The organism is Rhizorhabdus phycosphaerae, from assembly GCF_011044255.1.
Lineage (GTDB): Bacteria > Pseudomonadota > Alphaproteobacteria > Sphingomonadales > Sphingomonadaceae > Rhizorhabdus > Rhizorhabdus phycosphaerae.
Window position 1 is genome coordinate 1 of the sequence record NZ_CP049107.1, and the last position, 19,050, is coordinate 19,050.

At 66.8% G+C, this 19,050-nt stretch carries 19 protein-coding genes; 14 read left to right on the plus strand and 5 right to left on the minus strand.

The window, feature by feature from the left end:
* Positions 1–24: 24 nt before the first annotated feature.
* The 4 genes from dnaA (at position 25) to G6P88_RS00020 (ending at position 4,124) form a co-directional block, all read left to right on the plus strand.
* Positions 25–1,434: a chromosomal replication initiator protein DnaA gene (gene dnaA, locus G6P88_RS00005; protein WP_226946660.1), complete on the plus strand. Its 1,410-nt coding sequence runs from the start codon at positions 25–27 to the stop codon at positions 1,432–1,434.
* Positions 1,435–1,529: 95 nt separating this feature from the next.
* Positions 1,530–1,991, plus strand: coding sequence for an iron-sulfur cluster assembly scaffold protein (locus G6P88_RS00010; protein ID WP_165321247.1), 462 nt, complete (start codon positions 1,530–1,532; stop codon positions 1,989–1,991).
* Entirely contained in the window at positions 1,988–3,784 is a 1,797-nt protein-coding gene (locus G6P88_RS00015; protein ID WP_165321248.1) for a cation:proton antiporter domain-containing protein, read from the plus strand. The genes G6P88_RS00010 and G6P88_RS00015 overlap by 4 nt, the downstream gene beginning before the upstream one ends.
* Positions 3,771–4,124, plus strand: a complete 354-nt coding sequence (locus G6P88_RS00020; RefSeq protein WP_165321249.1) for a DUF423 domain-containing protein — start codon at positions 3,771–3,773, stop codon at positions 4,122–4,124. The genes G6P88_RS00015 and G6P88_RS00020 overlap by 14 nt, the downstream gene beginning before the upstream one ends.
* A 36-nt stretch (positions 4,125–4,160) precedes the next feature.
* Here G6P88_RS00020 and G6P88_RS00025 read toward each other — a convergent pair whose 3' ends face one another.
* The 4 genes from G6P88_RS00025 to G6P88_RS00040 all read right to left on the minus strand — a co-directional run bounded on the left by G6P88_RS00025 (position 4,161) and on the right by G6P88_RS00040 (position 8,200).
* Positions 4,161–5,864 (minus strand): flotillin family protein, encoded by a 1,704-nt coding sequence (locus tag G6P88_RS00025; protein WP_165321250.1) that lies wholly within the window; start codon positions 5,862–5,864, stop codon positions 4,161–4,163.
* On the minus strand, positions 5,861–6,478 hold the full coding sequence (locus tag G6P88_RS00030) for a YqiJ family protein (protein WP_165321251.1): 618 nt from the start codon (positions 6,476–6,478) through the stop codon (positions 5,861–5,863). The genes G6P88_RS00025 and G6P88_RS00030 overlap by 4 nt, the downstream gene beginning before the upstream one ends.
* Positions 6,479–6,560: 82 nt before the next feature.
* A complete protein-coding gene (aroB, locus tag G6P88_RS00035; RefSeq protein ID WP_165321252.1) occupies positions 6,561–7,661 on the minus strand; it encodes a 3-dehydroquinate synthase in 1,101 nt (366 codons plus the stop codon).
* Positions 7,658–8,200, minus strand: coding sequence for a shikimate kinase (locus G6P88_RS00040; protein ID WP_226946858.1), 543 nt, complete (start codon positions 8,198–8,200; stop codon positions 7,658–7,660). The genes aroB and G6P88_RS00040 overlap by 4 nt, the downstream gene beginning before the upstream one ends.
* Before the next feature lie 82 nt (positions 8,201–8,282).
* Here G6P88_RS00040 and G6P88_RS00045 point away from each other — a divergent pair, with 82 nt between their 5' ends.
* The 8 genes from G6P88_RS00045 to G6P88_RS00080 all read left to right on the plus strand — a co-directional run bounded on the left by G6P88_RS00045 (position 8,283) and on the right by G6P88_RS00080 (position 16,246).
* On the plus strand, positions 8,283–8,420 hold the full coding sequence (locus G6P88_RS00045; RefSeq protein ID WP_165321254.1) for a hypothetical protein: 138 nt from the start codon (positions 8,283–8,285) through the stop codon (positions 8,418–8,420).
* The gene (locus G6P88_RS00050; protein WP_165321255.1) at positions 8,401–10,239 is read left to right on the plus strand and encodes a hypothetical protein; all 1,839 of its coding nucleotides are present in this window, start codon (positions 8,401–8,403) and stop codon (positions 10,237–10,239) included. Before G6P88_RS00045 ends, G6P88_RS00050 begins: the two co-directional genes overlap by 20 nt.
* Before the next feature lie 63 nt (positions 10,240–10,302).
* Positions 10,303–11,226, plus strand: coding sequence for a tyrosine-type recombinase/integrase (locus G6P88_RS00055; protein ID WP_165321256.1), 924 nt, complete (start codon positions 10,303–10,305; stop codon positions 11,224–11,226).
* 84 nt (positions 11,227–11,310) lie between these two features.
* The gene (locus tag G6P88_RS00060) at positions 11,311–12,891 is read left to right on the plus strand and encodes an MFS transporter (protein ID WP_165321257.1); all 1,581 of its coding nucleotides are present in this window, start codon (positions 11,311–11,313) and stop codon (positions 12,889–12,891) included.
* Between the two features lie 27 nt (positions 12,892–12,918).
* Positions 12,919–13,962, plus strand: coding sequence for an alanine racemase (gene alr / locus G6P88_RS00065; protein ID WP_165321258.1), 1,044 nt, complete (start codon positions 12,919–12,921; stop codon positions 13,960–13,962).
* Positions 13,963–13,972: 10 nt separating this feature from the next.
* Positions 13,973–14,758, plus strand: coding sequence for an MlaE family ABC transporter permease (locus G6P88_RS00070; RefSeq protein ID WP_206335915.1), 786 nt, complete (start codon positions 13,973–13,975; stop codon positions 14,756–14,758).
* The gene (locus tag G6P88_RS00075; RefSeq protein WP_165321259.1) at positions 14,758–15,516 is read left to right on the plus strand and encodes an ABC transporter ATP-binding protein; all 759 of its coding nucleotides are present in this window, start codon (positions 14,758–14,760) and stop codon (positions 15,514–15,516) included. Before G6P88_RS00070 ends, G6P88_RS00075 begins: the two co-directional genes overlap by 1 nt.
* 175 nt (positions 15,517–15,691) lie before the next feature.
* The gene (locus G6P88_RS00080; RefSeq protein ID WP_165321260.1) at positions 15,692–16,246 is read left to right on the plus strand and encodes a peroxiredoxin; all 555 of its coding nucleotides are present in this window, start codon (positions 15,692–15,694) and stop codon (positions 16,244–16,246) included.
* Between the two features lie 45 nt (positions 16,247–16,291).
* On the opposite strand, the gene G6P88_RS00085 is transcribed toward G6P88_RS00080, so the two are convergent.
* On the minus strand, positions 16,292–16,888 hold the full coding sequence (locus G6P88_RS00085) for a glutathione S-transferase family protein (protein WP_226946661.1): 597 nt from the start codon (positions 16,886–16,888) through the stop codon (positions 16,292–16,294).
* Between the two features lie 216 nt (positions 16,889–17,104).
* Between G6P88_RS00085 and G6P88_RS00090 the strand changes: the two genes are divergently transcribed.
* On the plus strand, positions 17,105–17,947 hold the full coding sequence (locus G6P88_RS00090) for a UDP-2,3-diacylglucosamine diphosphatase (RefSeq protein WP_165321261.1): 843 nt from the start codon (positions 17,105–17,107) through the stop codon (positions 17,945–17,947).
* Positions 17,948–17,960: 13 nt separating this feature from the next.
* Complete coding sequence (locus G6P88_RS00095; protein ID WP_165321262.1) at positions 17,961–18,989, plus strand: glycosyltransferase family 4 protein; 1,029 nt, start codon at positions 17,961–17,963, stop codon at positions 18,987–18,989.
* Positions 18,990–19,050 lie beyond the last annotated feature (61 nt).

Genomic DNA, 19,050 nt, shown 5'->3' on the forward strand with positions numbered 1-19,050 from the left:
GTGTCTGACGGTTTAGGTTTGGGGATGGGCGATGCAGCGTCGGCGAGCGCCGGCGTGGACGTTGCGCTTGCCCAGGCTTGGGAAACGATTCGGTCCGGATTGCGCCGGAGCATCGGCGTGCGGACCTTCGACGGCTGGCTCAAGCCGCTGACGCTTGGCGATTGCGATCTCGCCGCCGGTGAGCTGAGGCTGGTCGCGCCGAGCGAGTTCATGGCCAATTGGGCGAACACCCATTTCGCCGATCATCTTCTGCACGCATGGCGCGCCCTGCTGCCGCAGATCCGGCAGGTGTCGATCGTTGCCGGAATGGCGGCGGAGCGTCCGGTGCTGTTCTCGGCCGACGCCGCCCCCGCTGGCGATCCGGCGCCCGAGGCGGTGCCTGCCAGTGTGCCCGAGACCGAGCTTCGCTGCGGAACCCCGCTCGAGGCCCGCTACACCTTCGAGAGTTTCGTCGTCGGCAAGGCGAACGAGGTGGCCTATAATGCGGCGCGGACCCTGGCCGAGGGCGGCAAGCTCGCCTTCAATCCGCTGTTCCTTCATGGGGGCACGGGTCTCGGCAAGACCCACCTGATGCACGCCATCGGCCACGACTATCTGGCGCGCCACCCCGGCGCGAAGGTCGTCTACATGTCGGCCGAGAAGTTCATGTTCGAGTTCGTCTCCGCGATGCGGGCGAAGGACACGTTCAGCTTCAAGCAGAAGCTGCGCGCCGCCGACGTTCTCATGATCGACGACGTCCAGTTCATCGCGGGTAAGGAATCGACCCAGGAAGAGTTCTTCCACACGATGAACGAGCTGATCTCGGCGGGGCGTCGCCTCGTGATCAGCGCCGATCGCAGCCCGCAGGACCTCGACGGGATCGAAAGCCGGATCCTGTCGCGCCTGTCCTGGGGTCTCGTCGCCGACGTGAACCCGGCCGACTTCGAACTGCGGCTCAACATCCTGATGCGCAAGCTGCAGGGCATGCCGCAGGCGCAGGTTCCGCAGGATGTGGTGATGTTCCTCGCCCGCCGAATCAGCGCCAATGTGCGCGAGCTGGAGGGGGCGCTCAACCGGGTGGTCGCCTATGCGGCTCTGTCGGGCAAGCCGGTCGACATCGACTTCACCCAGGCGACTCTCGCCGATATCTTGAGGGCCAACCAGCGCCGCGTGACGATCGACGAGATCCAGCGGAAGGTGTCCGACCATTACCGCATCCGGCAGGCCGAGATGTCGAGCGCGCGCCGCGCCCGCGAAGTCGCACGTCCGCGCCAGGTCGCCATGTATCTCGCCAAGCAGTTGACCCCGCGGTCGCTGCCCGAGATCGGCCGCCGCTTCGGCGGACGCGACCACACTACCGTGATCCACGCGGTCAAGCAGATCGAGAAGCTGCGCCAGACCGACGCGGAACTGGACGCCGACGTCCGGCTGCTCATTCGCCAGCTCGAAGGCTGAGGCGCGGCACCGAACAGGGGCGGACGGCTTCGGCCGTCTGCCTTCCGGTGCAGGCGGCGGATGACGGGGCGGCGATATCGTCCTAAAGGGACGGCATGTCGGCCACGCTTTACAATGCGCAGATATTGCGGCTCGCGACCGCCATTCCCCATCAGCAGCGGCTGGAGCAGCCGCAGGCGACGGTGTCGCGCCGTTCGCCCATCTGCGGCAGCCGCGTAACCGTGGACGTTGCGCTCGACCCTGACGGTCGAGTCGCGGCGCTGGGGCAGGAAGTTCGTGCTTGCGCGCTCGGCCAGGCTGCGGCGGCGCTTATGGGCGAACATGCGATCGGGCGGAGTCCGGGCGATCTAGCCGAAGCGCGCGACGCGCTGGCCGCCTTTCTCGCCGGCGAGCGCGACGATCCGGGCGACTGGCCCGGGTTGGAGATATTTCTTCCGGCGCGGCCTCACGCGGCCCGCCATCCCTCGATTCGCCTCGCGTTCGAGGCGGTCGCCGAGGCTGCCGCTGCCGCACGAGACGCCACCCATTCCGTTACTCAGGAAAGCCAGACGCGATGACCGAACCATCCCAGGCTTTCCTGATCCGCGACGGCGTCGTCATGCTGGGCGCGGCCATAGGCTCGGTGCTTGTATTCCGACGGCTGGGGCTCGGTGCCACGCTCGGCTATCTGGTCGCAGGCGCGGTGATCGGTCCGCAGGGGCTGGGTCTGATTGGCGGGGCAGAGGCCAAGCTCGGCATCGCCGAACTCGGTATCGTCCTGCTGCTGTTTCTCGTCGGGCTAGAACTTCATCCCAACCGGCTGTGGCGGCTTCGGCGCGACATCTTCGGGCTGGGCCTCGTCCAGGTGGTAACCTGTGGCCTGGCCATTGCGGGCGTGATCTTTGCCACGACGGGCTTCTCGCTCGCTGCCTCGCTGGCGCTCGGCCTGCCGCTGGCACTGTCGTCGACCGCGCAGGTGCTGCCGATGCTGCAGTCTGCCGGGCGCCTCAACACGCCGGCCGGGGAACGGGCCTTCTCGGTCCTGCTCTTCCAGGACCTGTCGCTGATCCCGCTGATCACGATCATCGCCACCCTGTCGCGGACGCCGCCGGTGCCCGGTGCGCCGCCGGGATGGCTGCTCGGCCTCTATACGGTTGGTGCGATCGTCGGTCTGGTCCTCGCCGGCCGCTTCATCCTCAATCCGCTGTTCCGCCTGGTCGGCAATATGGGCGAGCGCGAGCTGTTCGTGGCGGCCGGGCTCTTCACCGTCCTGGCGGCGGCGGCCGTGATGGAGATGCTCCATCTGTCCACCGCGCTGGGAGCCTTCGTCGCCGGCGTGATGCTCGCCGATTCGCCCTATCGGCATGAACTCGAAGCCGATGTGGAGCCGTTCCGCACGATCCTGCTGGGTCTCTTCTTTCTCGCCGTCGGGATGTTGCTGGATCTGGGCGTCATCATGGAACGGCCGCTGTTCGTGATCGCCATGGCCGCTGCAGTCGTCGCCACCAAGACCGTCGTCATGTTCGGCATCGCGCGGATGTTCGGGGTGCCGACACGGCCGGCACTCAGCTTCGGCCTGTTGCTGAGCCAGGGCGGCGAGTTCGCCTTCGTGCTGTTCGCCCAGGCTTCAGGTGCTTTGCTGATCGCCCCCGAGGCGGCGAGCCTGTTCGGCGCGATCGTGACCCTCTCGATGGCGACCACGCCCTTCCTGATGATGTTCTCCCGCCGTTTCCTGACACCGCCGCCCAGCCAGGAGGATCGCCCCGGACCCGATGGCTCGATCAGCCCGGCGGCGATCATCGTCGGCTATGGCCGCTTCGGACAGACGGTCGCGCAGATGCTGCTCGCGGCCGGGGTCAGGGTCAGCCTGATCGACCGGCGGGTCGAGCAGATCGACGTCGCCCAGAAGTTCGACGTCAAGGTCTTCTATGGCGACGGCACGCGCATCGACCTGCTGCGCAATGCAGGAGCGGCGGACGCGCAGGCGATCCTCTTCTGCGTCGACGGCAACGGCCTCGACAAGGCGCAGTTGCAGCCCATTCTCGAAGCCTTTCCCAAGGCCGCTATCCTGGTGCGCGCCTATGATCGGCTGCACATGATGTCGCTGAGCAAGCTCGATCTGGCCGGCGCGGTTCGCGAACTTTTCGAATCCGCCGTGCTGCTGGGGCGCGAGACGCTAGACCGGCTGGGGTTCAGTCCGGAGAATATCGAGATGATCGAGACCGAATATCGCCGCCGCGACGGGCTGCGCCTGGAGGCGCAGATCGCCTCGGGCGACGTCACCGTGAAGCGCGAGATGATGTTCAGTGCTGATCGCAGCCTCGACCTGTCCACCGAGCCCGAAGCGGAGCAGAACCATGGCACGCGCTAGAAGCTCGGGCGATGCCCTGGCGGCGCTGCTCGCTTTGTCGGGCGCGGTCGCGGTGATCGCCGGCGCCTATGGGACACACGGCGCATCGGGCAAGGCAGCCGAATGGCTGTCGACGGGCTCGCTCTACCAGATCGTCCACGCGGTCGCCGGCCTGGCGATCCTCGCGCGCAGCCGCGGGACGGCCGCGCTGTTCCTGTTGGGAATGACGGTCTTCGCCGGAACGCTCTATGCAATGGCGTTTGGAGCGCCCCGGTGGCTCGGTGCGATCACGCCGATAGGCGGGCTGTCGCTCATCCTGGGCTGGATGTGGCTCGCTATGGGTTATCTCAAAGGCAAGTGACGAAGGGCGACCAGCGTGCCGGTCGCCCTTTATCCTTCAGTCCCTCTTCGCCTTCGCGCCGTCATCCTTCGCGATGCCAGCGCTCGATGTCGCGCTGGATACGAGCGTATCGAGGCTCGACCCGTCAAGGCCGAGCTCCTTCATCAGCCCGTCGACCACGGGGGCCTGTGCGCGATAACGGAGCGCTGCCGCGACCGCTGACTGGGCGAGGTTTCCATCGCCGCCGGCCGAGCCTTCACCCGCCGACGCGCCTCCGCCGGTCAATCCGTCGACCTGGACGATCTTGATCGAATCGATTGCTTCCATCGGCTTGGCGGCCTCGCGCACGATGTCGGGCAGGACGCGCAGCAGCTCGAGCTTGGCTTGCAGCGAAATGTTCTCGGAAGACAGCAGGTTGGCAGCCTCGTTGACCGCGCGCTTGCCTGCGGCCTCGACCTCGAAGCGGACACGCGAAGCCTCCGCACGCAGCTTCTCCGCTTCAGCCTCGCCCTCGGCGGCGGCGCGCACGGCTGCGGCGCGGTCGGCGGCGGCCTGCTTCTCGGCCTCGGCCTCGACCTTGATGCCCAGCGCCTGGCGCTCGGCTTCCTTCGCCGCCTGAATCAGCTCGATCCGCTTGGCGCGCTCGGCGATCTCGGTTTCGCGGGCAGTCGCGACCTGTTCCTCGGCGGCGACGGCGGCCGCCCGCGCCTTGTCGGCTTCGGCTTTAGCCTGACTTTCCTCGCGGCTCTTGTTCTGGACGGCGATCTGCTGCTCCTGCCGTGCGATTTCCAGTGCCTGCGTCTGGGCGATCTTCGCCTCCTGCACGGCCCGGTCCGCTTCGATCTGGGCGGCATCGGTCAATTGCTTGGCCTCGATCCGTGCCTGCTCGGCCTCGCGCTGGCGCTCGGACTGCTGGCGGGCGATTTCGGACATCTGCTCGGCGCGGCGCATCTCGATCTCGCGCTCCTGCTCGAGCCGCGCGAATTCATTGTCGCGCGAGATCAGATAGGACTGGCGCTGCGCCTCGAGATTCTTCGCCTCGATCTGGACGCGCGTGTCCTGCTCGATGTCGTTGCGCGCTTTCTTGCGCAGCTCGATCTGTTCGGTCAGCCGGGTGAGACCTTCGGCGTCGAACGCATTGTTCGCGTTGAAATGCTCGATCGAGGTCTGGTCGAGCCCGGTCAGCGAGACCGATTCGAGCTCGAGACCGTTCATCGCCAGATCGGCTGACGAGACCTGCTGCACCTTCTGGACGAAGTCCGAGCGCTGTTCGTGCAGCTGATTCATCGTCATGCCGGCCGCGACCGAGCGCAGCGCATCGACGAACTTGCCCTCGACCAGCTCCTTCAGATTTTCCGAGTGCATGGTGCGCATGCCCAGTGTCTGCGCAGCCATGGCGATCGCCTCGCGATCGGGGCGGACGCGAACATAGAATTCGGCTTTCACGTCGATCCGCAGCCGGTCGAGCGTGATCAGCGCGTCGGCATTCTTGCGCTCGACGGCAAGACGGACGGTGTTCATGTTGACCGGCATCGTCTCATGGAAGACGGGCAGCACGATCGCGCCGCCGTTCATCACGACCTTTTCCCCGCCAAAGCCGGTCCGGACGAAGGCGATTTCCTTCGATGCCCGCCGATAGAGCCGCGCCAGTATGAAGCCGAGCACGAGCAGCGTGAGGACGACAACCGCCGGTGCGATAAGGTAGATGCTCCGGCCGCCTTCGATCAGGCTGTCGGAGGCGGGTATGGGCAAATTGCTCATCTTTCTATCCACTGTGAGAAGGGAGGAGAGCCGCTGCTGATCGCGCGGAATATCTGGCCCTCGCGGCGGACGAGGAGGATCTCGTCGCCTTCGGTAAAGCGGGCGTCGGGCATGTCGGGTTCGGCCATCACATAATGGTCCTGACCATGGAAATCGCGGACGCGGGTCCGCGCGGGATGGCCTCGGCTGGCGGTGCCGACCACGATATGGCCGTGCAGGCCGACCAGCTGATCCTGCAGGATCGCCGTCGTCTCGTCGCGCGGCATGATCCGGGCGAAGCCGCGCGCGAACAGTCCGGTCAGGGGCAGGGCAAGGAAAGCGGCGCCTGGCACCGCTACCCATCCCGGCAGAAGCGATCCGACCAGGTCGTGGGCGATCTGCTGACCGATCAGGCCGATCAGCCCGAAACAGGCGAGGAACAGCACGATCAGCATCAGCAGCGGCAAGCGCCCGAAGCCCAGCCAGCCGAGCCAGTTGCCGTCGGCATCGAGATCCAGATCGGATCCGAGGGCGCCGGCGCCGATGCCCGCGACTTCGACGATACCGACGAGGAGCATGATCGCCAGCGCGATCACGAAGGCCAGATTTTCCCCTGCGGCAAGAAAGCTAAGCACCGAATCCCCCCGATGTGGGGGAGCCTATCCCAGCGCTCCGTCCTGGCCAACCGACGAAGGGTCGGAAACGGAGGAGACGCGCTCAGCCGCGATCGGCGTCGAGGAAGCGCGCGACGGCGGCCAGATCGACCTGCTTTTCGAGGAAGGTCTCGCCGATGCCGCGCGCGAGCAGGAAGGGGAGGCGGCCGCCCTCCATCTTCTTGTCGTGCAGCATATGCGCGACCAGCGCATCGCCGCGCGCATCGACGCCGGCGGTTTCGAGAGTCGTCGGCAGGCCGGCGGCGGCGAGGTGGTCGGTCACGCGGCGCGCGTCGTCCGCACTGCACAGCCCCTGGGCGGCGGAGAAACGGAAGGCGAGCGCCATGCCCGCCGCGACCGCCTCACCGTGAAGGAGGCGATCGGAAAAGCCGGTTTCCGCTTCGAGGGCATGACCGAAGGTGTGGCCGAGGTTGAGCAGTGCGCGCCGCCCGCTCGTCTCCCGCTCGTCTTCGCCCACGATGCGCGCCTTGGCCGCGACGCTTTTGCCGATCGCTTCCAGTCGCGCGCTGGAATCGCCGCCAAGCAGCTGTCGGACATTGGCCTCACACCAGGCGAAGAAGGCGGGATCGTCGATCAGGCCATATTTGACCACCTCGGCATAGCCGGCGCGGACTTCGCGGACCGGCAGCGTGTCGAGCGTGGTCGGATCGATCAGGACGTGGACCGGCTGGTAGAAGGCGCCGATCAGATTCTTGCCTGCGCGGCTGTTGATCGCGGTCTTGCCGCCGACCGACGAGTCCACTTGCGACAGCAGCGTGGTCGGCACCTGGACGAAGCGGCAGCCCCGCTTGACGATCGAGGCGGCGAAGCCGACCAGGTCGCCGATCACGCCACCGCCGAGCGCGATCAGCGTGTCGTTCCGCTCGACGCCATAGGCCAGCATCGCGTCGGTCAGCTTTTCGAGCATTGCCCAGCTCTTGGTCGATTCCCCCGGCGGAAGAACCTCGATCGCACAGGCGATACCTGCTGCGGTGAGCGAGCTTTCCAGTCTATAAAGCTGATTAGGAACGATATTTCGATCCGTGACGATGATGAATCGGCCACGCGCGGCATAGGGAGCGAGCAGCTCTCCCGCGCGGTCGAGCGCGCCATTCTCGATCATGATGTCATAGCTGCGCTCACCGAGCGCCACGCGGATCGTCATGCGGACAGGGCTTTCATGATGGCGTCGACCGTGGCGTCGTGCGGCAGCGGCTGGCTGCGGACATGGACGGGGGCGAGCGCATAGATCGGGTTGCGGATGGCGGCCAGCTCGGTCAACGCCTCGCGCGGGTCACGATTCTTGAGCAGGGGGCGGGTGCCGTCCCGCCGCGACACGCGCTCGGCCAGCACCTCGATATCCGCGTCCAGCCAGATGGCGAGCGCCTTTTCGAGGATCAGGTTGCGCGTCTCTTCCTGCATGAACGCGCCGCCGCCGGTGGCGATGATCTTGGGCTTGCCGTCGATCAGCCGCCCGATCACGCGCCGCTCGCCGTCGCGGAACTCCTTTTCGCCGAAGCGCGCGAATATTTCGCTGATCGTCAGGCCGGCTGCGCGCTCGATCTCGTGGTCGGCGTCCACGAACGGCAGGTGCAGACGCCCCGCGAGCCTCTTGCCGATGGTCGACTTGCCCACGCCCATCAAGCCGATCAGGACCAGCGGACGATCGAAACGCGGGGTCGTGGGAGGCAGGCTTTGCGACATGTCATCGAGGGCTATACACATGGGCGCCCCCTCGGGCAAAAGCCCGTCGATTGCAACCTGCCCGTCCACCCAAGGGAATTCCATGTCGCGGTTCAGTTTCATTCTTCTTTCGATCGTCCTGGTCATCGTCCTGGCGCTGGTCGGGTTGAGCTTCGTCGACACCGAGCAGCCTCCCGTGACCGTCGAAAAGGCGATGCTGAATGAAGCTGCCGCGCAATAAGCGGTTCGGCGGGCTGCTGCCGCGCCTGCTGCTCGTCGGAACCGGTCTGACCGCGCTGGGCGCTGCCGCCGCGATTGCCCAAGAGTCGCTGCTGCCGCCCGGCTTCGGCCAGGCGCCGCCGGCCGCTCGGCCGCAGCCGACCCCGGCTCCGTCACAGGCGCCCAACGCGCAGACGGGAGCCACCCCGCCGCAGAACGCTTCTGCGCCCCCCGCCGGCGCCACCCCGTCGCTTGTGCTCGATCCCGGCATCTTCGCCTCGGTCGCGCCGCCGCAGCCGGTGTCGCGGCAGGCTGAGCTTCCCGATTCGGCGCGGCGGCCGATCGACGTCGTTGGCCTCGGTTCCGGCTATGGCCGGAACAGCTGGGGCGAGCGCGATGGCCGGTTCCTGTCGACGATGATGCGCCGGCTCGATGCGCCGCTCGCGTCGCGCTGGGCGTCGATCGCCCTGCGGCGCGCGCTCGTCACCAAGGTGCCCACGCCTGCCAACGTCTCCGCTCCAGATTGGGTGGCCGAACGCGCCTGGCTGCTGCTGCGGATGGGTGAGGCGGACGGCGCGGCGATGCTCGTGCAAAGCGTCGACGTCGATCGCTTCAACGCGAAGCTCTACGCCGTGGCGGGGCAGGCGGCTCTGGCGACGGCCGATGTCGCCGGCCTGTGTCCGCTCGCCGACGGCGGCGCCATTCGCAGCCGCGAGCCGATCTGGCCGATGGCGCGGGCGGTCTGTTCGGCACTGTCGGGCGACACGGCGATCGCCGACGTGCTGATGGACCAGGCGCGGCGCAGGACGCGCGACCCGCGCGGCATCGACGTCCAGCTGGCCGAACGGATGATGGCGGTGAACGGAGCGGGCCGCCGCAGTGTCGCGGTCGAATGGACCGGCGTGAATCAGCTGACCAGCTGGCGCTTCGGCCTGGCCAATGCGCTCGGCCTGACCGTGCCGGCCGATCTCTATCGTACGGTCGGCCCCCAGACGATCGCCTGGTCCGCGCGCGCACCCATGGTCCCCGCCGCCGAACGGCTGAGCGCGGCGCTTACCGCCGCGCGCCTCGGCGTCTTCTCCAATTCCGCGCTGGTCGATCTTTTCTCGCAGGCGGCCGATGATAGCGGAGAGTTTACCGGGGACAGCCCCGCCGCCCGGCTGCGGCAATGCTATGTCGCCGACAGCGACGACGCGCGCCTGTCGGCGATGAAGGCTTTCTGGAACGGCGAGGCCTGGGGCGAGGAGGGCAAGGCGGACCGCTATGCGGCCCTCATCCTCACCGCGCGAGCGGCGGCACGGATCGTGCCGGATTCGGACCATGCGGGCGACGCTGCCGAACTGATCGGCGCGATGATGGCGGCGGGGCTCGACCGAAAGGCCTCCGGCTGGGCGCCCGTCGTCGCGGGCATGTCGGGAGAGAAGGGCGATCCCGCCTGGGCGATATTGGCCGTGGGCACGCCCAACATCTCGGTCGACCTGTCGGCGGATCGGCTGTCGGCGGTCGCCGGCCGCTGGGCGGACTCGAACCCGCACAAGCTGCGTCTCCTGCTCGCGGCACTCGCCGGACTCGACCGTTTGCAAACCGAGGATCAGTTGAAACTGCTGTCCGATCAGGGCGTCGGATTCGACAATCGCAGCAACTGGGCCCGCATTTTGCTGCAGGCCGCCGATCGGGGCGAGCAGGGCACGGTACTGCTGATGGTGGCGGCGGGCATGCAGCGGACCGGCTGGGGCGGCATATCGTCGCCGATGTTCGCGACGATGATCCGCGCGCTTCATAATGTCGGTCTGGACGGCGAAGCACGGATGATCGCGGCCGAAGCGATGACCCGGCTCTGACCCTGTCGCCGTCGCGGCTTACCGGGCTCGACTTCCCGGGCTGGCGGCGGCACTAGTCGGCGGATGACGGACGCCCAGGCGATAGTCCAGTTCCTGGAGATGCTCGCGGCCGAGGGCGGTGCCGCGCGCAACACTCTGCTCGCTTATGGATCGGACCTTCGCGGGGCGTCGGCCTTGCTGGACGGTGGGCTGGTGGCGGCAGATGCCGAAGCGCTCCAGCGCCTGGGCAGCGAATGGATGGCGCTCAGCACGACCAGCGTCGCCCGCAAGTCCTCCGTGCTTCGCCGCTTCTTCTCTTTTCTCGAGGAGGAAGGCGTGCGGACCGACGATCCCTCCGACGCGCTTCCGCGACCGGGCGTCCGCCGTGCCCTGCCGCGTACGCTGGGCCATGGCGACATCGATCGCCTGTTCGAAGCCCTGGAGGAGCGTCGGCGCGATCGCCATGGCGATCCGCTGACCCTGCGCCTGATCGCCCTGTTCGAGCTGCTTTACGGTTCGGGCCTGCGCGCTACCGAGCTGGTCTCGCTGCCGCGCCATGCGCTGCGCGGAGACAGGCCCTTCCTGATCCTGCGCGGTAAGGGCGGTCGCGAGCGGCTGGTCCCGATCTCCGACCGCGCCCGCGCCGCGGTGGCCGACTGGACCGCGCATGTGCCCGCCGACCAGCCCTGGCTTTTCCCATCGGGACATGCCCATCTCAGCAGGGTTCGCCTGTTCCAACTGGTCCGCGAGCTTGCCGCCGAGGCGGGGATTCCGCCGGAGCGGATCAGTCCGCATGTGCTGCGGCACGCCTTCGCCACCCATTTGCTCGAAGGTGGCGCCGATCTGCGTGCGTTGCAGACCATGCTGGGGCATGCCGATATCGGCACCACCCAGATATACACCCATGTGAACAGCGCGCATCTGGTCGAACTGGTGAATGCGAAGCACCCGCTAATGGATGCGGCGCGGCCCGCAGCGGCGCCGGCCGCGCCGCCCGAGCCGTGCTGATCGCAGGGAGCGCGTTCGCGCCCTTGTCGCGGATGCGGCTCTGCCATACTCCCTGCAGGATAACAGGCGGCGGGGAGAGCGGCATTGGGGGCAGGCACGATTGATGCGAAGCGGGACCGTCTGGTCATCCTCGCCTCCACCTTGGGTACCGTGTTCGAATGGTATGATTTCTTCATCTACGGCACCCTCGCCAACATCGTCGCCGGCCATTTCTTCCCGTCCGACAATCCGGCGGTCAGCTTCCTGATCTTCCTCGCCAGCTTCGGCGTGGGCTTCGGCATGCGGCCGCTGGGCGCCCTGTTCTTCGGGGTTCTCGGCGACCGGCTGGGCCGGAAATACACCTTCCTCGTCACCATCGCGCTGATGGGTGTCGCCACCGCGGCCGTTGGCGTGCTGCCGACCTATGAATCGATCGGCGTCGCCGCCCCGATTCTCCTGGTCCTCTGCCGGGTGCTGCAGGGGCTGGCGCTGGGCGGGGAATATGGCGGCGCGGCGATCTACGTCGCGGAACATGCCCCGTCCCACCGACGGGGTCTCTACACCAGCTTCATCCAGTCGGGTGTGGTGGGCGGCTTTCTTCTCAGCCTCATCGTCGTCCTCGGTGCCGGGCTCGTCGTCAGCGACACGGACTTCCGCGCCTGGGGCTGGCGCATTCCCTTCCTCTTCTCGCTGATCCTGCTCGGAATTTCGCTCTGGATCAGGCTCAAGCTCAAGGAAAGCCCGGTCTTCAAGGCGATGAAGGAGGCTGGGACGGTCGCGCGCAACCCGCTGCGCGAAAGCTTCGACAGCTGGCCGAAGATCAGGATGGTTCTCGTCGCCCTGTTCGGCGTCGCAGCGGGCCTGACCGTGGTCTGGTATACGGCCCAGTTCCAGGCGCTCTATTTTCTCCAGAACAGCCTGCGGCTGGAGGACGATGCGGCGCGCCTGGTCATCGGCGTGGGCGCGCTGTTCAGTCTCGGCTGGTTCATCCTGTTCGGCTGGCTTTCGGACAAGCTCGGCCGGCGGCCGATCATCCTGGCCGGCTATGTTCTGACGATCGCCCTGATGTTCCCGATCTTCCACTGGATGGGGGCGGCCGCCAATCCCGATCTGGCCGCCGCCATGGAGCGCGCTCCGGTGGTCGTACGTGGCAGCGACTGCAGCTACGATCCCTTTGCCAAGGATCAGGCCACGGCCTGCGGCCGCATCCTCGACGCACTGTCGCGAAAGGGCGTAGCTTATCAAACGGCCAAGTCGGCGGAAGGCAGCGCGCCGGTCGTGACGATCGGCGGAACGCGGGTGAATGTCGACGATTCGGCGCTACTGGACGCCGCGCTGACCGAGGCAGGCTATCGTCTGGAAAAGATCACGCCGACCTTCGGCGCCGCCCTGCGGATCGCGCTCGGGATCATCGCCATCGGCTGCCTTTCGGGCATGACCTATGGCCCGGCTGCGGCGCTGCTGGTGGAGATGTTTCCTGCCCGCGTGCGCTACACCTCCATGTCGGTCCCCTATCACATCGGTACCGGCTATTTCGGCGGCTTCCTGCCCTTCATCAGCCAGTATATGGTCGCCCGGTCGGGCGATCCCTTCGCAGGACTCTGGTATACGGTGGGGGTGGCGGCGATGGCGCTGGTGGTGACGTTCCTGTGGTTGCCCGAGACTGCAGGCAAAGAACTGGAATAGCGCCGCGCGGGCGGCTATCGCGCTCGGGTGAGCCCCAAGGATCTGCCCCTCCGCCTTACCCTCGATTCCGCCGCGCTGGTCGCGAACTGGCGCTGGCTGGCCGGGCAGGGCGGTGCCCCCGCCGGTGCCGCCGTCAAGGCTGACGGCTATGGCCTTGGCGCGCGCGAGGTCGTTCGCCATCTGGCGGGTGCCGGCTGCCGCGATTTCTTCGTCGCGACCTGGGCCGAGGCCGATCAGCTCGCGCTTCCCCAGAGTGTCTCGCTTTCCGTGCTTCATGGCGCGCGCGCCGAGGATATGGACGCCGCGCTCGCCTCGTCGGCGCGCCCGGTCCTCAACAGCGCGGCCATGGTTGCGCGGTGGAAGCAGGTCGCCGCAGGCCGTCCCTGCGATGTCATGGTCGACACCGGCATGAACCGCCTGGGTCTGACGGTTGAGGAGGCCTGCTCGGGCCTGCTCGACGGGCTCAACATCGATCTGCTGCTGAGCCACCTCGCCTGCGCGGACGAGCCGGGTCACCCGTTGACCGAGAGGCAGCGGGCGCAGTTCGTCGAAGTCGCGGGCGCGGTTCCGGCGCGCCGCTACAGTCTCGCCAATTCGGCGGGTGCCTGTCTCGGTCCGGCCTATGGCTTCGACCTGACCCGCCCGGGCCTCGCGCTCTATGGCGGAGTCCCCCATCCTGCGGCGCAGGGGCATATTCGTCCGGTCGCCGCCATCGAAGCGCAGGTGCTGCAGGTCCGCGACGTCCTCCCGGGCCAGAGCGTCGGCTATGGCGCGACCTTCGTCGCCCAGCAGCCGACGCGTATCGCCATTCTCAATCTCGGCTATGCCGATGGCTATCTCCGGGCCTTCGCCGGTCGAGGCTCGGCGCGCCTCGGCGAGGCTGGCTGCCCGCTGGTCGGACGCGTTTCGATGGATCTTATTGCGGTCGATATGGGTTCGGCCGAAGTCGGAGAGGGCGACTGGCTGGCCATCGATTACCGGCTCGACGAGGCATCCCGCCTTACCGGCTTGTCGCAATATGAGTTGCTGACGGGGCTCGGCTCCCGCTATCAGCGGCTCTGGACAGAGTAGGACCTACGCGATTTTGCAGCAGATCATCGCTTTCTTCGCGTCGATCGGGAGAGTCCTGATCACCGCGCTCGGCGCCATAGGGCGCGTCGCGGCTTTCGCAGCAACGACGCTGTCGCGTGCGATCCGGCCCCCTTATTATCCCGCGCGGCTGTTCGAGCAGCTGATGCAGATCGGCTGGTTCTCGCTGCCGGTGGTGGGCATGACCGCGATCTTCTCGGGCGCCGCGCTGGCGCAGCAGACCTTCACCGCCGGCTCCCGCTTCAACGCGACCTCGACCGTCCCGGCGATCGTCGTCCTTGGCATCGTCCGCGAACTCGGCCCCGTGCTGGTCGGCCTGATGGTCGCAGGCCGCGTGTCTTCGGCGATGGCGGCCGAACTCGGCACGATGCGCGTCACGGAGCAGCTCGATGCGCTCACCACGTTGCGCACCGATCCCTATCGCTATCTGATCGCGCCGCGGCTGATCGCCGCGCTGATCGCGATCCCGCTGATGGTGCTGATCGCCAATGCGATCGGGATTTTCGGCGGCTATTTCGTCGCGGTCTACAAGCTCGACTTCAACGCGATCGGTTATCTGCAGACCACCCGCCAGTTCCTGACCGCGACCGACCTGCAGATGGCGATCGTCAAATCCGCCTTCTTCGGCTTCTTCATTGCGCTGATGGGCTGCTATCACGGCTTCAAGGCGCAGGGTGGTGCCGCAGGTGTAGGACGCGCGACCACCGATGCGGTGGTTTCGGCCTTCATCCTGATCCTGCTGAGCAACATGATCATCACGCTGGTGGCGTTCGGCTGATGGCGAGCGAACCCAAGATCATCCTTCAGGGCGTCGGCAAGGCGTTCGGTTCGAACCGCGTCCTCGATGGTGTCGATCTTTCCATCGAGCGCGGCGAATCGATGGTCATTATCGGCCAGTCGGGCAGCGGCAAGTCGGTGATGCTGAAGTGCATCCTCGGCCTGATCCGTCCCGACCGTGGAGAAATCCGCGTCGATGGCGAGGATCTCGCCTCCATGTCGACCCGCGAACTGGAACGGGCGCGCGCCAAGTTCGGGATGCTGTTTCAGGGTTCTGCCCTGTTCGATTCGCTTCCCATCTGGCGGAACGTGACCTTTGCGCTGACCCAGGGCCGGCTGCGCGATGCGACCAACATGCGGCGCATCGCGACGGAAAACCTGGAGCGCGTCGGTCTCGACGCCAAGGTGCTCGACCTGCGCCCCAGCGAATTGTCCGGGGGCATGCAGAAGCGCGTTGCCCTCGCGCGGGCGATCGCGCCGCGCCCCGAGATCATCTTCTTCGACGAACCGACGACCGGTCTTGATCCGATCCGCGCCGACGTGATCAACGATCTGATCGTCGAACTGGTCGAGGAGCTTGGCGTGACCGCACTCACGATCACGCACGACATGGCGTCGGCGCGCAAGATCGCCCACCGTGTCGCGATGCTCTACCAGGGGCGGATCGTCTGGACCGGGCCGCGCGACCGGCTCTATGACAGCGGCAATCCCTATGTGGATCAGTTCGTCCAGGGCCGCGCCGAGGGGCCGATCCGTTAATCGAGCTGTGGCCCCGGATGCGGGGCACTGACCTCCCTGTCCCGCGTTACAGGTTCGTCGGCCCATGCCCAACGCAGATTTGATCGTAAAATCGATCACTGAGACCGCATAATCCAATTGGATCGATCAGAACATTCCGGGCATCTGGCGTTCGACCGTATCAAGGAGATTATCGATGCTGGGCCGTACCGTTCCCGACGTTACCCTGAAGACCCGTGTCCGCGACGAGAGCGTCGGCGGGCCCAATCCGTTTCGCTGGCAGGACATCCACACGGGCGAGCTGTTCAAGGGCCGCCGCGTGGTGGTGTTCGCGCTGCCGGGCGCCTTCACGCCGACCTGCAGCACCGAGCAGTGCCCGGCCTATGAGCGCTCCTACGAAGACCTCCGCGCGGCAGGCGCCGACGACGTCTATTGCCTGTCGGTCAACGACGCCTTCGTGATGTACCAGTGGGGCAAGCATCTGGGCGTCGACAAGGTCAAGATGCTGCCGGACGGCTCGGGCGATTTCACCCGCCGCATGGGCATGCTGATCAAGAAGGATCATCTCGGCTTCGGCGATCGCTCGTGGCGCTATTCGATGGTGGTCGAGGACGGCCGAGTCGTCGCCTGGTTCGAGGAGCCGGGGATCAATGACGACGGCTCGGACGAGGATCCTTATGGCGTCAGTTCGCCGGATAATGTCCTTGCCTGGCTGCGCGAGAATGGCTCGGCTGACCAGAAGGTCGCCTGATCGGGTTCGGACGCCGTCCCGGTTGCTCCCGGGACGGCTGCCCGATCAGATGCCGAGGGCAGTCTCGACCCGCCCGATCCAGCGCTGCAGCGCCGGATAGGCGTCGAGGTCGAAACCCCCTTCGTCAGCGACCCGGCTATAGGCCACGAGTGCGATGTCGGCGAGGGTAAGGCCCTGGCCGACCAGCCAGTCGCTGGTGGAAAGATGTCTGTCGAGCAGCGCGAGCGCTGCATGGCCGCGCTCGACGATCTTCGGTTCCAGCTCGCTTCGCGCCCTGCCCAGATAGTGGAGCTGGAAGCGGGCGACCGCGACATAGGGCTCGTGGCTATACTGCTCCCAGAACAGCCATTCGAACATCTTGGCCCGCAGCACCGGATCGGCGGGGATGAGTGGGCTGCCCTCGGCCAGGTGTAGGATGATCGCATTCGACTGGGCGAGGCTGCTGCCGTCGTCGCGGACGAGGATCGGCACCTGTCCGGCTGGATTCATCGCGAGAAAGGCCGGCGTTCGGGTCGAACCGTCGAGGACGCTCGTCTCGACCCAGTCGATTGCGATGCCGAGAATCGCCGCCGTCCATTTCACCTTCAGGCAGTTGCCCGAGATCGAATCGCCATAGACCTGCATCTTTTTCGGCTCCTTCATGCTTCGGCGCCCCATAACCGCAGCGGGCCGATGTGGAAAACCGACTTCGCCCTGCCTGGCATCTTTCTCCGCTATCTTGTTGAAGCGCGCGGCTTAGCGCCGGGACATCCGAGAAAATGGATGAACATCTGTCATAAAGGCGTAAGCGAAACCCCAAGGCGCCTGTAACAAAGTTGAATCATAGGCTTCGCACGTCATCCAGCCAGGAGACGAGCGATGAATGCCATCACCCGGATCGCCGATTTTCAGGACCTTCGGCCGACGATCCCCGAAGCGAAGCGGAAGCGGAAGCGCTATCGCACGATCTGGATCTCCGACGTCCACCTGGGCACGCGCGGCTGCAATGCGCAGATGTTGATCGACTTTCTCGATTCCACCGACAGCGAGACGATGTACCTCGTCGGCGACATCATCGACGGCTGGAAGTTGCGCCGCAGCTGGTATTGGCCCTCGGCGCACAACGACATCGTCTGGCGCGTGATGAAGCGCGCCAAGCGCGGTACCCGGGTCGTCTATATCCCTGGCAATCACGACGAGATGTTCCGGCAGTTTTCGGGGCTGACCTTCGGCGGCATAGAGATCCGCCGTCACGCCATTCACGACACCGCCGACGGACGCCGGCTGATGGTCACCCATGGCGACGAATATGACGCGGTCGTGATGTGCCACCGCTGGCTCGCCTTCCTCGGCGACGCCGCCTATTCGGGGCTGATGCGGCTGAACATCGTGATCAACGCGGTGCGGCAGCGGCTCGATCTGCCCTATTGGTCGCTGTCGAAGCACGCCAAGCACAAGGTCAAGAACGCGGTCGAGTTCATTTCGCGCTTCGAGGAAGCGGTGGCGCACGATGCGCGCGACAGGGGTGTCGATGGGGTCGTCTGCGGCCACATCCACACCGCCGAGATCCGCGATTTCGGTGGGATCGTCTATTATAATGACGGCGACTGGGTCGAGGGCTGCACCGCACTCGTCGAGCATTTCGACGGCCGGCTGGAAGTGCTCCACTGGGCCGACGAGATCGCCGCGCGCCGCGAAGCCGCGCCGGCCATGGCGGCCTGAGGAGCGACCGAGGATGAGGATCGCGATCGCCACCGATGCCTGGGCGCCGCAGGTCAACGGCGTAGTCCGGACGTTGCAGGCGGTGACGGCCGAGCTCGTCGCGATGGGGCATGAGGTGTGCGTCGTCGCGCCGGACCAGTTTCGCACGCTGCCCTGTCCGAGCTATCCCGAAATCCGGCTGGCGCTGACGACCCATGCCGGTGTCGGGCGGCGGATCGCCGAATTCGGTGCCGATGCGATCCACATCGCGACCGAGGGGCCGATCGGCCTCGCCGCGCGCCGCTACTGCCTGTCGCGCCGGCTGGCTTTCACCAGCGCCTATCATACCCAGTTTCCCGACTATGTCGCGGAGCGGACGGGCATGCCCGCCGACTGGTTCTGGCGCTATATCCGCTGGTTCCACGGGCCGTCCGCCGCGATCCTGGCTTCGACCCCGTCGATCGAAGCGGTCCTCGATGCGCGGGGCATCGGACCGGTGCGGCGCTGGGGCAGGGGCGTGGATCTCGCGCTGTTTCGCCCCGACCGGGCTGCGCATCCCGCGCTGGCGGCCATGGCCCGCCCGATCCAGCTCTATGTCGGTCGCGTCGCGGTCGAGAAGAATGTCGAGGCCTTCCTTGCGGCGGACGTCGCCGGGACCAAGGTCGTGGTCGGCGACGGGCCGGCCCGAGCGTCCCTCGAACGCCGCTATCCCGACGTACATTTCCTGGGGGCCCTGCATGGCGAGGAACTCGCATCGGCCTATGCCGGGGCCGACGTCTTCGTCTTCCCGAGCCGCACCGACACGTTCGGGCTGGTGATGATCGAGGCGCTCGCCTGCGGTACGCCGGTGGCGGCCTTCCCGGTCACAGGGCCGATCGACGTTCTCGACCCGGCCTCGTCGGCGATGGACGAAGATCTCGCCGCCGCCATAGCCGCTGCGCTGGAACGCGACCGGGCTGCTGCGGCGGCCTACGGCGCGACCTTCGGCTGGCGGCGGAGCGCGGAGCAGTTTCTGGGCGCGCTCGTGCCGCAGGGCGTTGGCCGTCTGCGCCGGGCAGCCTGAGCCGGCATAAGGGGAATCGGGCTACCGCACGTCCAGCCTTGTGCTTCCCGCGCGGCTTCAG

Coding starts and splice junctions, on each gene's coding strand:
- G6P88_RS00080 (WP_165321260.1), top strand. CDS start 15,692: ATGCTGGGCCGTACCGTTCCCGACGTTACCCTGAAGACCCGTGTCCGC.
- G6P88_RS00055 (WP_165321256.1), top strand. CDS start 10,303: ATGACGGACGCCCAGGCGATAGTCCAGTTCCTGGAGATGCTCGCGGCC.
- G6P88_RS00025 (WP_165321250.1), bottom strand. CDS start 5,864: ATGAGCAATTTGCCCATACCCGCCTCCGACAGCCTGATCGAAGGCGGC.
- aroB (WP_165321252.1), bottom strand. CDS start 7,661: ATGACGATCCGCGTGGCGCTCGGTGAGCGCAGCTATGACATCATGATC.
- G6P88_RS00075 (WP_165321259.1), top strand. CDS start 14,758: ATGGCGAGCGAACCCAAGATCATCCTTCAGGGCGTCGGCAAGGCGTTC.
- G6P88_RS00095 (WP_165321262.1), top strand. CDS start 17,961: ATGAGGATCGCGATCGCCACCGATGCCTGGGCGCCGCAGGTCAACGGC.
- dnaA (WP_226946660.1), top strand. CDS start 25: ATGGGCGATGCAGCGTCGGCGAGCGCCGGCGTGGACGTTGCGCTTGCC.
- G6P88_RS00020 (WP_165321249.1), top strand. CDS start 3,771: ATGGCACGCGCTAGAAGCTCGGGCGATGCCCTGGCGGCGCTGCTCGCT.
- G6P88_RS00045 (WP_165321254.1), top strand. CDS start 8,283: ATGTCGCGGTTCAGTTTCATTCTTCTTTCGATCGTCCTGGTCATCGTC.
- G6P88_RS00050 (WP_165321255.1), top strand. CDS start 8,401: ATGAAGCTGCCGCGCAATAAGCGGTTCGGCGGGCTGCTGCCGCGCCTG.
- G6P88_RS00015 (WP_165321248.1), top strand. CDS start 1,988: ATGACCGAACCATCCCAGGCTTTCCTGATCCGCGACGGCGTCGTCATG.
- G6P88_RS00085 (WP_226946661.1), bottom strand. CDS start 16,888: ATGAAGGAGCCGAAAAAGATGCAGGTCTATGGCGATTCGATCTCGGGC.
- G6P88_RS00090 (WP_165321261.1), top strand. CDS start 17,105: ATGAATGCCATCACCCGGATCGCCGATTTTCAGGACCTTCGGCCGACG.
- G6P88_RS00010 (WP_165321247.1), top strand. CDS start 1,530: ATGTCGGCCACGCTTTACAATGCGCAGATATTGCGGCTCGCGACCGCC.
- G6P88_RS00040 (WP_226946858.1), bottom strand. CDS start 8,200: ATGTCGCAAAGCCTGCCTCCCACGACCCCGCGTTTCGATCGTCCGCTG.